Origin of the sequence: Pseudaminobacter soli (ex Li et al. 2025) (assembly GCF_003012705.1) — a bacterium.
Classification (GTDB): domain Bacteria; phylum Pseudomonadota; class Alphaproteobacteria; order Rhizobiales; family Rhizobiaceae; genus Pseudaminobacter; species Pseudaminobacter soli.
On sequence record NZ_PXYL01000002.1, the window covers coordinates 201,562 to 217,754 of the forward strand.

Annotated in this window: 13 protein-coding genes; 6 read left to right on the top strand and 7 right to left on the bottom strand. The window is 62.1% G+C overall.

Features of this window, described 5'->3' with window-relative positions:
• Positions 1-123: 123 nt before the first annotated feature.
• Positions 124-1,734, bottom strand: a complete 1,611-nt coding sequence (locus tag C7I85_RS04550; protein ID WP_106722762.1) for a DHA2 family efflux MFS transporter permease subunit — start codon at positions 1,732-1,734, stop codon at positions 124-126.
• Positions 1,731-3,029, bottom strand: coding sequence for an HlyD family secretion protein (locus tag C7I85_RS04555; protein ID WP_245444805.1), 1,299 nt, complete (start codon positions 3,027-3,029; stop codon positions 1,731-1,733). Before C7I85_RS04555 ends, C7I85_RS04550 begins: the two co-directional genes overlap by 4 nt.
• Before the next feature lie 105 nt (positions 3,030-3,134).
• Between C7I85_RS04555 and C7I85_RS04560 the strand changes: the two genes are divergently transcribed.
• The 4 genes from C7I85_RS04560 to C7I85_RS04575 all read left to right on the top strand — a co-directional run bounded on the left by C7I85_RS04560 (position 3,135) and on the right by C7I85_RS04575 (position 7,164).
• A complete protein-coding gene (locus tag C7I85_RS04560; RefSeq protein ID WP_106722763.1) occupies positions 3,135-4,076 on the top strand; it encodes a LysR family transcriptional regulator in 942 nt (313 codons plus the stop codon).
• Positions 4,077-4,290: 214 nt separating this feature from the next.
• Complete coding sequence (chrA, locus tag C7I85_RS04565; protein WP_106723073.1) at positions 4,291-5,493, top strand: chromate efflux transporter; 1,203 nt, start codon at positions 4,291-4,293, stop codon at positions 5,491-5,493.
• A gap of 246 nt (positions 5,494-5,739) precedes the next feature.
• Entirely contained in the window at positions 5,740-6,237 is a 498-nt protein-coding gene (locus C7I85_RS30885; RefSeq protein ID WP_181257084.1) for a hypothetical protein, read from the top strand.
• A 279-nt stretch (positions 6,238-6,516) separates the two neighbouring features.
• A complete protein-coding gene (locus tag C7I85_RS04575; protein ID WP_245444806.1) occupies positions 6,517-7,164 on the top strand; it encodes a carbonic anhydrase in 648 nt (215 codons plus the stop codon).
• A gap of 79 nt (positions 7,165-7,243) precedes the next feature.
• Here the strand turns inward: C7I85_RS04575 and C7I85_RS04580 are convergent, their stop codons facing one another.
• Positions 7,244-9,181 carry a hypothetical protein gene (locus C7I85_RS04580; RefSeq protein ID WP_146148834.1) on the bottom strand — a complete coding sequence of 646 codons (1,938 nt, stop codon included), beginning with the start codon at positions 9,179-9,181 and terminating at the stop codon, positions 7,244-7,246.
• A gap of 251 nt (positions 9,182-9,432) precedes the next feature.
• On the opposite strand from C7I85_RS04580, the gene recQ reads away from it, so the two are divergent.
• On the top strand, positions 9,433-11,232 hold the full coding sequence (gene recQ / locus C7I85_RS04590) for a DNA helicase RecQ (protein ID WP_106722766.1): 1,800 nt from the start codon (positions 9,433-9,435) through the stop codon (positions 11,230-11,232).
• Positions 11,233-11,306: 74 nt separating this feature from the next.
• Here recQ and C7I85_RS04595 read toward each other — a convergent pair whose 3' ends face one another.
• Positions 11,307-12,767 carry a patatin-like phospholipase family protein gene (locus tag C7I85_RS04595; protein ID WP_245444807.1) on the bottom strand — a complete coding sequence of 487 codons (1,461 nt, stop codon included), beginning with the start codon at positions 12,765-12,767 and terminating at the stop codon, positions 11,307-11,309.
• 247 nt (positions 12,768-13,014) lie between these two features.
• Positions 13,015-13,452: an Rrf2 family transcriptional regulator gene (locus tag C7I85_RS04600; RefSeq protein WP_106722767.1), complete on the bottom strand. Its 438-nt coding sequence runs from the start codon at positions 13,450-13,452 to the stop codon at positions 13,015-13,017.
• 174 nt (positions 13,453-13,626) lie between these two features.
• Between C7I85_RS04600 and C7I85_RS04605 the strand changes: the two genes are divergently transcribed.
• Positions 13,627-14,607 carry an alpha/beta fold hydrolase gene (locus tag C7I85_RS04605; protein WP_106723075.1) on the top strand — a complete coding sequence of 327 codons (981 nt, stop codon included), beginning with the start codon at positions 13,627-13,629 and terminating at the stop codon, positions 14,605-14,607.
• 121 nt (positions 14,608-14,728) lie between these two features.
• Here the strand turns inward: C7I85_RS04605 and C7I85_RS04610 are convergent, their stop codons facing one another.
• Together C7I85_RS04610 and C7I85_RS04615 are read right to left on the bottom strand one after the other, a co-directional pair.
• Positions 14,729-15,355, bottom strand: coding sequence for a class I SAM-dependent methyltransferase (locus tag C7I85_RS04610; RefSeq protein ID WP_106722768.1), 627 nt, complete (start codon positions 15,353-15,355; stop codon positions 14,729-14,731).
• A gap of 8 nt (positions 15,356-15,363) precedes the next feature.
• The gene (locus C7I85_RS04615) at positions 15,364-16,041 is read right to left on the bottom strand and encodes a pseudouridine synthase (protein WP_428832818.1); all 678 of its coding nucleotides are present in this window, start codon (positions 16,039-16,041) and stop codon (positions 15,364-15,366) included.
• Between the last annotated feature and the right edge of the window lie 152 nt (positions 16,042-16,193).

Consider the following 16,193-nt stretch of genomic DNA (forward strand, 5'->3'; position numbering starts at 1 on the left):
TGGCTTCGGCAGAAGCGGAATGTCCACAAAGGCGGAAGCGGTATGGCTGCTATCCGCGACGGCGGCGGAAATCGAACATCCATGGCATGCTCTCCTTCCAATCAAAGCACCGATGCATCCCGCTCAATGGGCCATCGGTGCGGCGCCTCCGAGCTTGACCTTGCGCAGGCTCAATGCGAGCGGCACCGCCGCCAGCGAGATCAGCGTCAGGACCCAGAAGACATCCATGTAGGCCAGGAAGGCGGCCTGGGCTTGTAGTTGCTGGCCGATCCAGGCGATGGCCTGTTGATGCGCCTCGGCCAGCGAACTGCCATGGGCGGCGAAATAGTCTGTCACCTGCTGCAACGTATCCTTGTATGGGACGCTCGACGGGATCGTGTGCTCGGCGAGGCGGCCCTGATGAAACTGCTCGCGATGCGCCAGCACGTTGGACGCGAGGGAAACGCCGATCGAGCCGCCAGTATTGCGCGCGACGTTGATCAAGGCTGAGGCCTGGTCGGTCTTGTCGGGTGGAATGCCATCATAGGCGGCGGCAAGAATCGGCAGGAAGATCAGCGGCAGACCGACCCCGAGCAGTATCCGCGAGCGGGAGAAGAACCAGAAACCGAGGTCGCCGTAGACGTTTGTCAGATCGTACATCGAAAGCGCGGTGATCAACGCCCCGGCCATGATCAGGTATTTGGGCTGGACCTTTCCCGACAGGGGGCCAACGATGAACATCATCACCATGGTAACGACCCCGCCCGGCGACAGCACGAGGCCAGCCCAGGTCGCAGTATAACCGAAGTTCTGCTGCACCAGCTGAGGCAGAAACTGGGTGGTCGAGAACATGATGGCGCCAGCCCCGAGCATCACCAGAAGGGAGGTGCCGAACTGGCGTGTGGCAATCATCCTGAGGTCGATCATCGGATTCGGGCGGCTGATCTCCCACGGGATCATCAGCATGAAGGCCACCGCGCAGATGGTCGCGACGATGATGATGAAGGAAGAGGAGAACCAGTCGTCCTCGAGGCCGCGGTCGAGCATGAGTTCCAGAGCGCCGAGAAAGGTCGCGGCCAACACGAAGCCGATAAGATCGAACCTGCCCTTCTGCTGCAGCTGCCGGCGCTTCTCCGTGGCAGGTTCGCGCAGGATCGCCGCGATCATCGCCATCGCGAACAGGCCGACCGGGCCATTGATCAAGAAGCACCAGTGCCAGGACCAGTTGTCGCTCAGCCAGCCCCCGAGCGTCGGTCCGACAACCGGCGCCACAACCACGGCCACTCCGAACAGCGCAAACCCCTGGCCGCGCTTCTCGGGGGGAAAGGCGTCCGCCAGGATCGACTGCGAGACCGGCACCATGCCACCGCCGCCGAGCCCTTGCATGATGCGGAAGAGCAGCAGCGACTGCAGATTCCAGGCCAGGCCGCTCAGCACCGAGCTGATGGTGAACAGCGCCAGGCAGCCCACGAAGAAGGCTTTGCGGCCGAGTCGCCGGGCAAGAAAGCCGCTGGCCGTCAGGCTGATGGCATTGGCGACCAGATAGGTGGTCACCACCCAGGAGGCCTCGTCCTCGCTCACTCCTACGCCGCCGGCAATGTAGGGCAGGGCGACGTTGGCGATGGTGGTGTCGAGCACCTCCATGAAGGATGCGAGCGCCACCAGCACGGCGATAAGCCAGGGATTGCTACCTGAGCTGACGCCTGCGTTATGAGGCGCAGCGGGGGCGCCCGTTCGGGCTGTTTGGGAACTCATGACCAATTCCTCAACCGCTCGTACAGAGACGGGGTCGGGTCTACTCGCACTGTCGGCACCACCGACATGCCGGGGCCGAGTGCGACGTCAGTCGGCGGGTTGTCCATCACGAGCTTGACCGGCACGCGCTGGACGATCTTGACGTAGTTGCCGGTAGCGTTCTCGGCCGGCAGAACCGAGAAGGCGGTGCCGGAGCCAGGCTGCACGCTGGCGATGTGACCGTGGATTGTGCGCTCTGGATAGGCGTCGATCTCGAGCGACACCGGCTGTTCCGGCCTCATGGCGTCAAGCTGAGTCTCCTTGAAATTTGCCGTGATCCAGATCTTGTCCGGCACGAACATGGCCAGGCCCGTGCCAGACTGGGCATATTGGCCGACGGCCGCGCCAAGGTTGACGACCCGGCCGGCCTGGGCCGCCGTGACTGTAGTGTAGGACAGGTTGAGCTGCGCCTGATCGCGCTGGGCTTTGGCCTGCGCGAGGCTCGCCTCGGCGCTCTTGCGCTGCGCGCTCAGTGAGGTGAGCTGTCGCTGCGCCACGGTGAGATTTGCTTGCGCGCTCGCAAGCGCTGCCTGCTGCTGATGCAACTGCGAGCTATACTGCTGGGCGTTCTGGACGCTGCCCGCGCCGGTTTGCGCCAATTTCTGGTAGCGGGTTGCCTGCTGCTGCGCGAATACCAACGCCGCTTGTGCCTGGTCTACCTGGTCCTGGTTGGCGGCGACCTGCGCCTTCTGCACTGTGGTCTGCGCATCGATTTTCTGGATATTGGCCTGTGCGACACCCACCTGGGCGTCCGTCTGTTCAAGCGCGGCCTGGTAATCGCGCGCGTCGATACGCGCGATTACGTCCCCGGCTTCCACATGCTGATTGTCGGTCACAGGCACGGCGGTGATGAAGCCCGACACCTTGGGGGCGACGGAGAATTGCCGCGCCGCGATAAAGGCATCATCGGTGGTCTCGAAATGGCGGGCATAGTCCCAGTAGAGATAGCCACCCGCCGCCGCCACGATGAAAGAAAGCAGCGCCATCGTGGAAGTGAACGGGTGACGCCGCATGAGCCCCTTTGGAGGCTTATTGGGGTGGACCCGACCCTGCTCCAGAGGCCGATCCTCGTCGACCGGCGGCCATTCCACGATGCGGCGTTCTTCATCGGTACGCGCCTGCGGCATCGGCCCGCGAGGGGGAACGGGCTCTAAAGAGTGAATCTCGGTGGCGTCCCGCTCCAGTGTTGTCGCCTCGGCCATCGCCGACTGCAACGGTGCGCCTACCTTTGCATTGTCTTCATCGTCTGCCAGCATTGCGAACTCCTGTTCAGGCTCGCTGTGTCTGGCAGATAGATAATGACACCGGTCGCAAAGGATAATCCCGTCCCCTTTGCATTCCCTGTTGAGGAGAGTTCAGGAATGCACCGAGCCGAACTGGCCGATTTGACAGCCTTTATCGCTGTCGCCGACAACCTCAACTTCCGGGCGGCGGCGGCTCGACTTGGCGTCACGCCCTCGGCGCTCAGCCATACGATGCGGCAGATGGAGGAGCGCCTCGGGGTGCGCCTGCTGAACCGAACCACCCGCAGCGTATCGCTTACGGATGCCGGGCTGCGTCTGTTAGGACGGCTGCGGCCAGCGATCGATCAGATCTCCGAGGCGCTCGAGGATCTGAAGTTAGAACGGCAGCGGCCGTTCGGGACTCTCAGGATCTGTGCCAGCCATCCAATGGCGGCGATGTCGGTAATGGCGCCGGTTTGGGAACGCTATCTATCCATGTACCCGGACGTTTATCTCGACATCAGCGTTCAAGAGGGGCCGATCGATATCGTGGCGAAGGGCTTCGACGCGGGCATCGGCCCACAAGACATGGCCGCGCTCGACATGATCGCCGTCCGGGTAATGGAGCCGATGCGGGTGGCTGTGGTGGGTGCACCAAAGTATTTTGCGCGTCGGGCACCACCGCAGACGCCTGACGATCTCGCCCGGCACAGCTGTATTCAATTCCGTATTCCGTCCGACGGAAGCGTGCTCGAATGGCCTTTCGAGCATGAGGGCAAATCCCAGCACATCAAAGTAGCGGGGCATCTGACGGTCAACGATCCCGCCTTGGCCCTTCGCGCGGCGATCGACGGCGTGGGGATCGCGATCACACTCGAAGCCATGGCCGCGCCATTCCTGCGCTCGGGGCAAATGGTGCGCGTATTGGAGGACTGGTCGCCTGCCTTCGAAGGGTTCTTCCTTTACTATCCCGGCCATCGGCAAATTCCTGCGGCCCTGCGCGCGCTCATTGACATGATCCGGACTACCGGCGGTTCGGCGCCGGCAAGTCCACTCATAAATCCGTTCGTGTACGGGTGAAACGGGCGCGGCGGCGGAGCCAGGATACGGCGGCGAGATCGGAGGGCTGGCGAAACTCGTCGTCTCGCCCAAGGCTGCGAGCTGTCATATGGATCAGCCATTTACAACACTACACTCGGGCGTCAGCGTCGATTCAATGGGCGGATTGGAAGCAGCGCCCTGCGATTGGGTCAATGGCGGCGTGCTGAGGCAGTTCGCGAGGTTGTATCTGGTGATGGTGATTGCTGAGAGTTCCAAGCAGCGCGGCACGGCATCAGAGGTGTTTCGAGCGTTCCTTAAGCTCGGGGTGACGTCTTTTGGCGGACCGATAGCTCATCTTGGCTATTTTCGCGACGAGCTGGTCATCCGGCGTAAGTGGATCGATGAGGAGGGATACGCGGATCTCGTCGCCCTCTGTCAGTTCCTTCCTGGTCCCGCGAGCAGCCAGGTCGGGTTTGCGCTCGGATTGTATCGCGGCGGTGCTCTGGGTGCGCTTGCGGCCTGGTCGGCCTTCACGCTGCCATCGGCTATCCTTCTTGTCATCTTCGCATTTGGCGCGACCGCCTTCTCGGGGGCCGTTGGAGCCGGACTGCTGCACGGTCTCAAAGTGGTCGCGGTGGCAGTTGTTGCTCAGGCGGTTTGGGGCATGGCGCGCAGTCTTACGCCAGACCGCGAACGCGCGGGAATTGCGCTTGCGGCCGTGCTGATCGTGATTTTTGCTGCGGGATCGATCGGCCAGATCGCGGCAATCGCAACGGGAGGATTAGCTGGGCTGTGGCTGTGCCGCGAGGGGGTGCAAACGGCAACCGGACACCTCCATTTCCGCGTGCCCAAAATGGTCGGCATGGCGTCCCTGGCACTGTTCTTGGCTCTGCTCTTGCTCTTGCCTTTGCTTGCCGAGAAGTCGCCTGTGGCCGCGCTTGCCGATGCGTTCTATCGGGCAGGATCGCTGGTGTTTGGCGGTGGTCACGTCGTCTTGCCCCTGTTGCAGGCCGAGGTCGTTCCGCCGGGCTGGGTGAGCAACGACGCATTCCTGGCTGGGTATGGAGCCGCACAAGCTGTTCCTGGTCCGCTCTTCACCTTCGCTGCCTACCTTGGGGCAGTGATGAAGTCGCAGCCGAACGGCATAGCCGGCGCCGCTGTCGCGCTTGTCTCGATCTTCCTTCCGGGCTTTCTGCTGCTGATCGGCGCATTGCCATTCTGGGATGCCTTCCGCAGACGGCCGACTGCGCAAGCAGCCATGCGTGGGGCCAACGCGGCGGTTGTCGGCATCCTCGGAGCCGCGCTCTATTCTCCAGTTTGGACCAGTGCAATCCTCCTACCACGCGACTTCGCGCTCGCTCTTGCCGGATTCCTGCTGCTCACCGTCTGGAAGGCACCGCCCTGGATCGTGGTCGCATTACTGGCAGCAATTGCGACAACACTCAGCCTGCTTTGAAGCACGATAGTCGTGTGATTTAGCCTGCGGCTTGGGCTGCGCAGGCGCGTGCCTGCGACTTCGGATGAGCGGCGCTTTCATGAAGTCCTTTGGGAACGTGAAGTCCCAGGGAATTTTTTCGTTCGCGGCGAGTCTACTCGGTAGGTCCGATAGAGGCCCAATGCCAATGATCATCGCATCGAGGTCAATCCCCCTGCGATCATCGAAGACACTGGGCTCTACGGACAGCAACCCTTGGAGACGACAATGAAACGTTATCTTTCAACACTCGCATGTTCGGGATTGCTGGGCATTGGGGCGCTCTACGGCGGTGCGTTTGCCGCGCCTATTCCGAGCTCCATTCCTGACATCATCCCGACGGTCAACGCAGTAGGCGCGGCTTTTCGCACTCATCCGGCACAGCCGGCGGACAGCGGCATACACCGCCTGAGCTGCAGCACCGCCATGCGCTGCGACCAAGGTGGCCTGCAGCCAGCCGTCCTCATCCACAAGCAGAACGATGATCCTGGCGGTGTGCACCTCGTCCGCGGCGGCGGTGGGGGCGGTGGCGGCGGACACGGCGGTGGCACCGGCGGAGGACACGGCAGTGGCGGTATGGGCGGCAGCGGAGTGAGTGGTAGCGGCGGGGGCCGAGGCGTTGACGCTGGTGGCGGCGACACCTTCTTTGGGTTCGGCCAGTATCGGTATCCTTACCGCAATTCCTATTACGGCCCCTGGTATCCTGGATATCCTGCTGGATATTAGGCGCGTCGGGTAAGGTCGGCCGCCTCTTGCGGTTCAGATCATTTTTCCGACAAGCACTGGCCCGCCGTCTCTTTCGAGGCGGCGGGTTTTTTGCGTTTCGGCCCATGCGGCTCGAAGGCTTTGTGGTTTGTCCTAGTTAGTGTCCAGAGCGAGGAGGCGAGACATGGAAACCAAAGGCATTTCCACCAAACATTTCGGTACAGTTTGCGGTTGCGAGGGGTGCTCAACGACGCCCACGGGTGGCGATAAGGCTACCGATCTGTCGCGGCGCGGCTTCCTGTGCAGCGCAGTGGCTGGCACGGCAGCGGTCTTGGCTGGCGCCACTGTCGCGTCCACCCGGCCGACCCTGGCCCAGGCACCTTGACGCCCGACGAGGCGTTCAAGGCGATGATGGACGGCAACCAGCGCTATCTCGACGGCCAGCTCCAGTCCCCCAATGAGGATTTGTCGATCCTCAAGGCCAAGACGGCCGAGAAGCAGGAGCCCTTCGCCGCAGTGCTGTCCTGTGCCGATTCCCGGGTGCCGGTGGAGTTCGTCTTCGACCAGAGCATCAGGCATCTCTTCATTGTACGGATTGCCGGAAACATCACTACGCCCGAGGTCACGGCAAGCCTCGAATACGGCGTCACCGTTCTGGGGACGAAAGTCCTCATGGTGCTGGGGCATGGCAGTTGCGGTGCGGTCAAGGCGGCCATCGAAGGCAAGGCCGTGCCTGGCCAAATCAGTGCCATTTACGCACCCATCCGTCCGGCTGTCGACGCCGCCGGTCCCGACCTGAATGCCGTCATCGACGCCGACGCCAAAATCCAGGCGGCGCTGCTCAGTCAAGCCTCGCCGATCATTGCCGAAGCGGTCAAGGACGGGAAGCTGAAGGTCGTGGCTGCCCGCTACGACATCGCGAACGGAAAGGTGTCGTTGCTCGCCTGATCGATGCTGTCGTTCGTCCTCTGAAAACAGCCGAGGCACCCGACCTCCGCGTTTTTGTCCGCCTGGTTGCTTCAGCTCTTCAGAATCGCGTGATGAGGAGATAAACGGCCGCACAATAAAGCACCGGGAGCCAAGCCGCCCATGCGATCGTGGCGAGCGACCATATGAAAAGAGCGCCCAGCAACGCCCAAACGACCAAAAGCGCCGGTGCTCCAGAACTCGCCAAACGCAGCAGCCTGGGCTGAACGGCTTTCCATTCGGGCGGCGCCTCGCGAGGCGCGTCGCTGGTCGGCGGTTCGCCCTTCACGATGAATCGCGCAATGTCGTTCCAATGGGTTTCGCGAATGCCGGCTTCATGTGTTCCGACGACGAATTTGGCTTCGTGCAGGTTCGGATGGCGCGTCTCCCGCCGATATTCGTCGAAACCGTCGTATCCGGCGCTTCCGATGTCGAACATTGCCGGGAATGCCTGAAACGCCTTGGCAAAAATGGCGACGACCCAATCCTGGGTGGCGACATAATTGAGAACCTTGTCGACCTGCCCAGGCATGCTTGCTGACTTGTCGGGCAAGAGCGCATTCCAGGGAAAGTCGCAACGCACGACGCTGCCGGCAAAAACGACACGATGGAATTTCGCCGCCGGATAGTGCAGCAGGGCGTGCCCAAGGAGATATGTGCCGTTCGAATGTCCGACATAGGAGAACTTGGCTTCAGGATAGAGGGCGCGCATCAACACGTAATGATCCATGAGCCAACCCGTCTTCCAATGGCGGACCCACGGCGCCAAGAAAGGAAATATCGCGAAATAGCCGTAGGTTCCCGTGAAGGAGCGAAACACGCGCTGCTCGCGCTCGGCTTCCAGTTTGACGGCGCGGGCGATCTTGTGGGTCCAAAATCCCTTGTCGCGGATGCCATGGACCACGAAAACGACGTCGGTGACCATGTCGTCAGGCGTAGCGGGTAGCGTATCGGCCATATGGGCGCGGGCGACGGCGATTTTTCCGAGACAGTCATGACTGTCGCCGGCGGCTTTCGCCAGCAACAGGAAACGCGCCTGATCCCCCAGAGCGAATTCTCGACAGATATCCGCGAGGGATTTGGCGTCCGGCGCCAAATCACTGCCGAGCGCGGCCTCAAGCATTTCGCGCTGGTCCTTGTCCGGCTTGCGCATATTTATGGCGCCATGGTGCGTGGTGTCCGGCGTCTCGATCAGCACAAAGGACGCGTTGTCGCCCTTGTGGACAACGATATCGACCGCATCATCCGGCGAAACCAGATCATCAATAGCGCCGAGCAACTGAACCACGAAAATCGGAGGCACAGCCTCGCAGGTGGAAAATCGGCCCCCTCGACAGCGCAGTTCGCGAGCGCGGGCCGCACGCTTTTCCACCAGCCGGCTCGATCTCATCAGGGCCAGCCATTCAAGGCGTGTTTGGACAATGAACGGCTGGCCTTGCCGCATGGCATACAAGGTCGGGATGGGCAGCCGGAGCATCGCGACGATCGCGCAATACCAGGAGCCGAGCGTCCAGAATGCCGACTGCAACCAATCGCGGGCGATTTCAGGCGCCCATCCGCGGCTCATTCCTGCCAGCAGAATGATCCGCTCAATGCTTCCGGCCCATGTCCGTTCGAGCCATTTCAAGTCCTCTACGAAAGGGGCCGAGGCGGTCTCGCCGTGCACGACTATGGCGATCTTGCGGGCGATCACAGCCCCGCAACTGTAGCCGACCAAAATGAGACGCTCGTAAACGCCGCCGTCGCCCCGCCTCTCGCGATCGGCGAGCGCCTTGTCGATTTCTTCGACGACATCGCGAACGATCTGCTCGACTGGAGTAGTCCTGAACAGGCCGAAAAAGCCGCCATAAGGCAAAACAGGTGCAAGGATGTCGATATCCTCGGATCGCTCCCCGATCGCCGCAGAAACTCCCTGCATTTCTTCAGGGCGGCCATGAGGACCATGCAACACAATGGCCAGTTCACGTCCACTTCCGCGTTTCGTCAGCCGGGATTGCATCGGTTCGCTCCTATGCGATCAAAAGAGGAAAACATATGCGAGCACACCGTCTCCTGCGATTTCAAAGGGATCGCCATGAGGAGACTGGTTTCGGCAGGGATTTATTCCCGGCCTCGAGGCGTCTTGTTAACTCGACGGAGCAAGCCGCAGTGCGCCAATTGCAAGGCGACGGACAAAAAGGCGCATCGATGATCGCTATCGCGGCGAAGCTGCTATGAAGGACATTTCCATGATTCTCCGTGCTGCCGCCGATGACCGCCACCGCCCTCGAAATCCTCAAGACCGTTTACGGCTATGATGCGTTCAGGGGACCGCAGGCGCACATCGTCGAGCATGTCATCGCCGGCAATAACGCTTTCGTGCTGATGCCGACGGGCGGCGGCAAGTCGCTCTGCTACCAGATTCCCGCGATCGTTCGCCCCGGCATGGGTCTCGTCGTTTCGCCCCTGCTGGCGCTGATGGCCGATCAGGTGACGGCGTTGCGGCAGGCAGGGGTGCGGGCGGCCGCGCTCAACTCCGACCTTTCGCCCGACGAGCGCCGCACCCTGTGGCGTGACATCCGCGCCGGCGCGCTCGACCTCCTATATGTCGCACCCGAAACGCTGCTGCGGCCGGACGTGCTGGAACTGCTGGATGGAGTGAAACTGTCGCTGATCGCCATCGACGAGGCGCACTGCCTGTCGCAATGGGGGCATGATTTCCGTCCTTCCTATCGTCAGCTCGACGCGGTCGTGGCGCGCTTTGCCGGCACCCCGCGCATGGCGCTGACGGCCACGGCGGACGAGCCGACGCGCGTGGAAATCCTGTCGCATCTCACTATTGCCGACACGGACGCCTTCATCGCCGGGTTCGACCGGCCCAACATTCGCTACGCCATCGAGGTAAAGGACAATCCGCGCGCGCAGCTCAGGGAATTCCTCAAGCGGTACGAGGGCGAGAGCGGTATCGTCTACTGCCTGTCGAAACGCAGAACCGAGGAAACCGCCGCCTGGCTCCAGGGCCTTGGCTACGATGCGCTTGCCTATCACGCCGGCATGGACAAGGCGGCGCGCGAGGCCAACCAGATGCGCTTCCAGCATGGCGAGGCGGTCATCATGGTCGCTACCGTCGCCTTCGGCATGGGCATCGACAAGCCCGACGTGCGCTTCGTCGCCCATATCGACCTGCCAGGCAGCATCGAGGCCTATTATCAGGAGACCGGTCGCGCCGGGCGCGACGGCCTGCCGTCCGATACGCTGATGCTCTACGGCTACGAGGATATCGCGCTGCGCAGCCGTTTCATCGAAGAGTCGGAGGCGCCCGACCAGCGCAAGCGCATGGAGCGGCAGAAACTCGATGCGCTGCTGGGATTGGCTGAGACGGCGGGCTGCCGCCGACAGGTTCTGCTGTCCTATTTTGGCGACCATTGCGAGCCGTGCGGCAATTGTGACACCTGCGCGGAGCCGCCAAAATTGTTCGAAGGCGCCATTGCGGCGCAAAAGGCTCTGTCGTGCATCTACCGCACCGGTGAGCGTTTCGGGCAAGCCTATATTGTCGATGTGCTGCTTGGCGTGGAAAACGAGCGCATCGCCCAGTTGGGCCATGACCGCATCTCCACCTTTGGCATCGGCACCGAGCACGACAACCGCACTTGGCGGGCAATCCTGCGCCAGCTGATCGCGCTACGCCTCGTCGACGTCGATCTTACCGGCCATGGCGGCCTGTCGATTGCGCCCGGCGGCCGCGACTTCTTGCGCGATAAGCCGACGCTGATGCTGCGCGTGCCGGCGCCACCGCGCGCCAAGCGTGGCAAGGTCGCGCGCAGTGCCGCACAGTCCGCCGTCACCGATGCGGATCATGACCTGTTCCAGGCACTGCGGCGGAAGCGCACGGACATAGCGCGCCAGCAGAACGTGCCGCCCTATGTGATTTTCCACGACAAGACCCTGATCGAGCTGGCGGCGGCGCGTCCCGGGTCGCGCGCCGAGATGGCGAACGTGCCTGGTGTCGGCGAAGCCAAGCTCGACCGCTACGGCCCCGCCTTCCTCGCGGTGATCGCCGAGCACGCATGACGAGGGGGCGGCGGGATGCCTAACCACGGATGGCCCCGTTGAGCGTGGGGGTTGTTGGCGGCATCGTGACCAAATCACTGCCCTGGGACCTGCCTTGCTTCGATAGCGTCGAATATTAGTGCGCCCTTCCGGGTTTCCTGCGCTATTTTCCCGATGTTGGGATTGTTGCGGACCGCCTGCCTGCCGGCCTCGATGGCGAGATCGACTTCGTCGCGGGCCAGATTGAGCCGCGTGGGCACCTTGTTGAGGCGGGCGAAAGAGTCCGGATCAACGTCGCGGAACGAAAGGTACTCGGTAGTGACTGACACGTCTCGGCAGTCCCATCCGACGAGGGTTCCGCGGAGCTTCAGCACCTGTCCGCGCGGAAGGCCACACCGGTAGTGGATCAGTGCTTCCTGCCATTGGTTCAGGGCAAGGTCGACCGCGTCGAACCCGCTCCTATTTGCCGAAGCAATCGTGGTGTCCGATACGGCCCGAGCGATATTTCCCAGATGAGGTGCTTGCTGCGTCTCACCCCACTTGTACGGGATAGACCTGCCTGCGTCGGTAACGATGAAGACGAAATTGCGAAGCCTCACAGCTTGTTGCGGCGACAGCGGCGCATACGGCCTATCCGCTTTTGCCAGTTCGAGCGTGAGGCCGGTAATGCCAAGGTTGTCTGTCAGTGCACCGTCGAGCAGCCGGACGAAGTTGAGATTTTGATCAGCTTGGTAGGAGTCCAACGATCGGGCATAGGCCTGTAGCCGGATCGATGGGTTGTCCGTATTCAAAGCCCGCTCCAGCCAGTGAGGGCGGTGGTAATCGCAATTGTTCTTGGGCGCCTGGAGGATTATCGGCGCGAAGACCACTGGAATCGCGGCGGACGCCCCAACGGCCTCGGCTATCTTGAGCTGGCTGATGTCGCTGCACAGGGCGGCGAACGTGTCTTCGGTAAAGAGAAACGGCGTGTTGTTGTATATGTCCGAGGCGGTTACCCAGACGAGCGGCCTGCCTGGCTTGCCAAATGCCGAGTAGGTTGCCCGATCGAAAAGGTTTTCATCCAGCCACCGGGCGAAGCTGTTTCGATCATTGGCCCCGCCACGGAGTGCCACCTTGACCAGAGTGCCGGGCAAGACGCTGGTGGCCATGCTGGCTTCGGCGTTTTGATACAGGAACCGTTCGCGGAAATCCCGGTAGTCATCTTTCCCCCTGTAACCGAGATAGGCGGCCAGGACGGCGCCGCCAGACGTTCCGGCGACGGTTCGGACATTGTCGACCAATGTGCGCTTGATGGGAAATTCGTCGATGGTCAGCGTGTCGAGCTCCGAAAGCGCGCCGTAGGCGAAAGCGGCCGCCCGTGTACCGCCTCCTGAAAACGACAGTGCCAACACCGTCGAGCCGTCATCGGTGGCATCGGGGATGTAGGCCGGCGACGGGGCGCCCGGCTCGTTGCTGACAAAGTTTATCGGAGAGGTGTCGACGACGACGCATCCCGAAGCGGCAATCACCGCGGCAAGGCCCAACGCCCTCAGCAGCTGGGAGATTACGTTTCGCACTGAATTGCCCCTGCCGCCGATTCCCTTTTGGTGCCTGAAGGTCGCACGGTGACAATGATCCTTCAAGCAGTCCTGACCGCCAGAGCGGACCCGATCCTAAGGCTGCACTTCGTTGTTACGGCCGACTTGGATCGTTTGCCAAATGTGATTCGAAAACAGATCGGCAGATTTCGGCCCCCGAGCTATGGGGCGGTGTACCGCCAATAGCCGATGTGGTGAATTCGTCTCACCACGGACGCTGTCTTTCCTAGTTGGCCGCCTGCTCGCCTCCGGAGGCGACTGCGATACGGGCGATCTCCGCGAGCGTCGTGGTGGCGTAGATTTCGCGCAGCTTGGCTTCGGCGGCGGCATGGGCGGATTCGAGAACCGCATTCGATGCCCGCTCGACAGGGCAGGAGGGATGGTCGTGCGAAACCCCCGCCGACAGGATCGTCCCCTTGTGAAGGGCGCGCTGGACATCCAGGACGGTGATGTCGTCCAAGGTCTTGGACATCTTCCAACCGCCACCGCGGCCGCCTTCGGATTCGACGATCCCGTTGTCACGCAACGCGCCTAGCGTCCGGCGTACGACTACCGGATTGGTGTTGAGCATCTGCGCGATCCGCTCTGATGTTTCCTTGCCACCGAGCAAGGCCATGTGGACGAGCACATGCAGCATCCGGGCAAGCCGACCGTCGCTTTTCATCTGCAGGCCTTTCCGCAACAATTCAAGTTACGCTATCTTGACTTTCGTTTTTTCTGTAACCTAAAATGTTACAGATTGAAAGGAACATCCATGCATCGCCGCCAATTTCTATTCGCTTCGGCGGCGTTGGCCCTTACCGCCCCGCAGGTCGGGGCAGTCCCTCAGGAGACCGTCATGAACGAAAAGAACATCCAGACGCGCACGATCGACATGAGCGTTCTCGACGAGGGGTCTGGTCCTCTCGTGTTGCTCTGCCATGGCTTCCCTGAGACGAAACATGCATGGCGACACCAGATCGCCGCTCTCGCGGAGGCGGGCTACCGCGCCGTGGCGCCGGACATGAGAGGATACGGGAAGACGGATATCCCGGCACATGTCGACCAATATACTGTCTACCACTGCGTGGGCGACATGGTCGCGCTCCTGGACGCCCTGGGTGAGGAAAGGGCCGTCATTGTCGGGCATGACTGGGGTGCCACGATCGCCTGGCAGGCGGCGCTTCTGCGCCCCGACCGATTTCGGGCTGTCGCGGCTCTAAGCGTGCCGATGATGGGCCAGCCTCCGGTACCTCCGACGCAAATCTTTCCCCAGAACGACGAGGCGCTGTTCTACACCTTGTACTTCCAGGAACCCGGCGTCGCGGAGGCCGAGTTCGAGGCCGACCCGCGCCGCACGCTCCGGAAGCTGCTCTTCGCCGCCAGCGGAGAGGCGGGATCGCGAAAGCCCGGAGACGGAACGCCCAATCCTTTCGGCATGGTTAACCGCAGCACAGGATTGCTTGTAAGCCTACCCGATCCGGCGGCGCTTCCCGAGTGGCTCCCCGCCGCGGACTTCGATCGCGTCGTGGAGGCCTTCCGGACGTCGGGCTTCAAGGGCGGCCTGAACTATTACCGCAACTTGGATCGCAATTGGGAACTTCAACAGGCCATGGCCGGGGCGAAGATCGCCATTCCGGCGCTGTTCATGATCGGCGAGCGCGACACAGGGCTGACCATTCCCGGTATGGACCAGATCATCGCGGCCATGCCCAGCCTTGTTCCGGACCTGCGCGGATCGCACATCCTGCCCGGCGCGGGGCACTGGCTGCCGCAGGAGCGGCCGTCGGAGGTATCCGCGATGCTCACCGAGTTCCTAGGACGACTCGGAAACGACTAGCTGAGGGGGGCTGCGAGGGACTGAGATAAGCTCCGAGGCACCTGCTTGTTCTTTCAGCGGACAAGCTGGGCGAGATCTGGTCGTGGCGATTGCGCATCGCAGTGCTGGCTTTCTCACCCGATCAGGTTGTTTTCACGATCTTGGCTTTCACGAAGACGTCGTAACGAGTGCTCTTTCCCAAGATCTGATGGGACGGTTTGGGGAGCCCTGGCATCGGCTCCGCACGCAGGGGCCACTTGAGCACCACTCGGTTGCGCGCGGTCTCCAAGGCGACCTGCATGAGTTGCGTCGCGTCGGGATCGGTGCCGACGATTTCGCGGATCAGCCGCATCTCCTTCTTCACCAGCGCCGTGTTGTTACGTGGCGGGTGCATCGGATCGACCAATACCACCTGCGGGTTCAATTGAGGCAGCAGGGCGCATGAGTCGCCATGGATCAGCGTCATCCGCGCAACCGTTTCGGCATACCGCCCCCCCTGCGCCCGGGCGCGTTCGAGCCCTTCGGCAAGGAGTTCATGCATCGTCATCGAGCGCTCGACGAGGGTGACGTGCGCGCCAAGCGATGCCAAGAAAAACGCGTCACGTCCGAGGCCGGCGGTAGCGTCCACAATCTCCGGCATGACGCCTGGCGAAAACCCTGCGGCTTTCGCCAGAGCCTGCCCACGCCCCTCGCCAGAGCGAAAACGGTGACCGATCGCGCCGCCGACGAAATCGACGATCAGGGATGTTGTGTCGACGTTCTGCGTCATCGTCGCTCTCAGAAGGGAACGGGGGCGCTGAAGGTGACGACCGCGCCGCGGGGATGACGAAAGCTAAGTTCTTCGGCGTGTAGAAGCAGGCGGTCTGCGCCCGTCAGGGCCGCGCCGTCCGCATAGAACTCGTCGCCCAGGATTACGTGACCCAACGCCTTCATGTGCACGCGTAGCTGATGTGTGCGTCCGGTCAACGGGAAAAGGCGCAGGCGCGTGGTGTTCTCGCCGTATCCGAGAACGCGCCAGCGCGTCTGCGCGGGCTTGCCGTGCTCGTGGTCGACGCGATGTCGGGGTTTGTTGTTTGGGTCGATAGCCAAAGGCAGGTCGACCAGCCCCTCCTCATCCTCGATGCGGCCCCAGACCTCGGCCACATAGGACTTTTGGGTGGTGCGCGCCTCGAACTGCGCCGCGACAGCGGCATGAGCCTTGCGGTTGAGCGACATCAGCACCAAGCCGGACGTGTCCTTGTCCAGTCGATGAATGATCAGGGCTTGGGGAAACTTTTCCTGAACGCGCGTCGCCAGGCTGTCCGCGAGCGCAGGGTGGCGTCCGGGCACGGAAAGAAGACCGCTCGGCTTATCGAGCACGAGAAGGTCTGCGTCGCGATGGAGGATCGTGACGTAGGGCTCCAGCGGCGGATTATAGACGGGAAATGCATCTGATAACGAATTCATGGCGGCCATATACCATGGAATTGAGCCATGCGGAAAACAGCAGTCCGCAAGGCGCATTCAACGACTAGACCGTCATCACCACTGATGCCGTTCGTTCTCACGCCAAAACTTGACGCTGGATACCTGCAGGTCCAGATTCCCACACGGGCTAGGGGTGGATT

Excerpts from the sequence above, each read along its gene's own strand:
- C7I85_RS04615 (WP_428832818.1), bottom strand. The coding sequence starts at position 16,041 with ATGGCCGCCATGAATTCGTTATCAGATGCATTTCCCGTCTATAATCCG.
- C7I85_RS04560 (WP_106722763.1), top strand. The coding sequence starts at position 3,135 with ATGCACCGAGCCGAACTGGCCGATTTGACAGCCTTTATCGCTGTCGCC.
- C7I85_RS04555 (WP_245444805.1), bottom strand. The coding sequence starts at position 3,029 with ATGCTGGCAGACGATGAAGACAATGCAAAGGTAGGCGCACCGTTGCAG.
- C7I85_RS04580 (WP_146148834.1), bottom strand. The coding sequence starts at position 9,181 with ATGCAATCCCGGCTGACGAAACGCGGAAGTGGACGTGAACTGGCCATT.
- C7I85_RS04600 (WP_106722767.1), bottom strand. The coding sequence starts at position 13,452 with ATGAAAAGCGACGGTCGGCTTGCCCGGATGCTGCATGTGCTCGTCCAC.
- C7I85_RS04550 (WP_106722762.1), bottom strand. The coding sequence starts at position 1,734 with ATGAGTTCCCAAACAGCCCGAACGGGCGCCCCCGCTGCGCCTCATAAC.
- C7I85_RS30885 (WP_181257084.1), top strand. The coding sequence starts at position 5,740 with ATGAAACGTTATCTTTCAACACTCGCATGTTCGGGATTGCTGGGCATT.
- C7I85_RS04605 (WP_106723075.1), top strand. The coding sequence starts at position 13,627 with ATGAACGAAAAGAACATCCAGACGCGCACGATCGACATGAGCGTTCTC.
- C7I85_RS04610 (WP_106722768.1), bottom strand. The coding sequence starts at position 15,355 with ATGACGCAGAACGTCGACACAACATCCCTGATCGTCGATTTCGTCGGC.
- recQ (WP_106722766.1), top strand. The coding sequence starts at position 9,433 with ATGACCGCCACCGCCCTCGAAATCCTCAAGACCGTTTACGGCTATGAT.
- chrA (WP_106723073.1), top strand. The coding sequence starts at position 4,291 with ATGGTGATTGCTGAGAGTTCCAAGCAGCGCGGCACGGCATCAGAGGTG.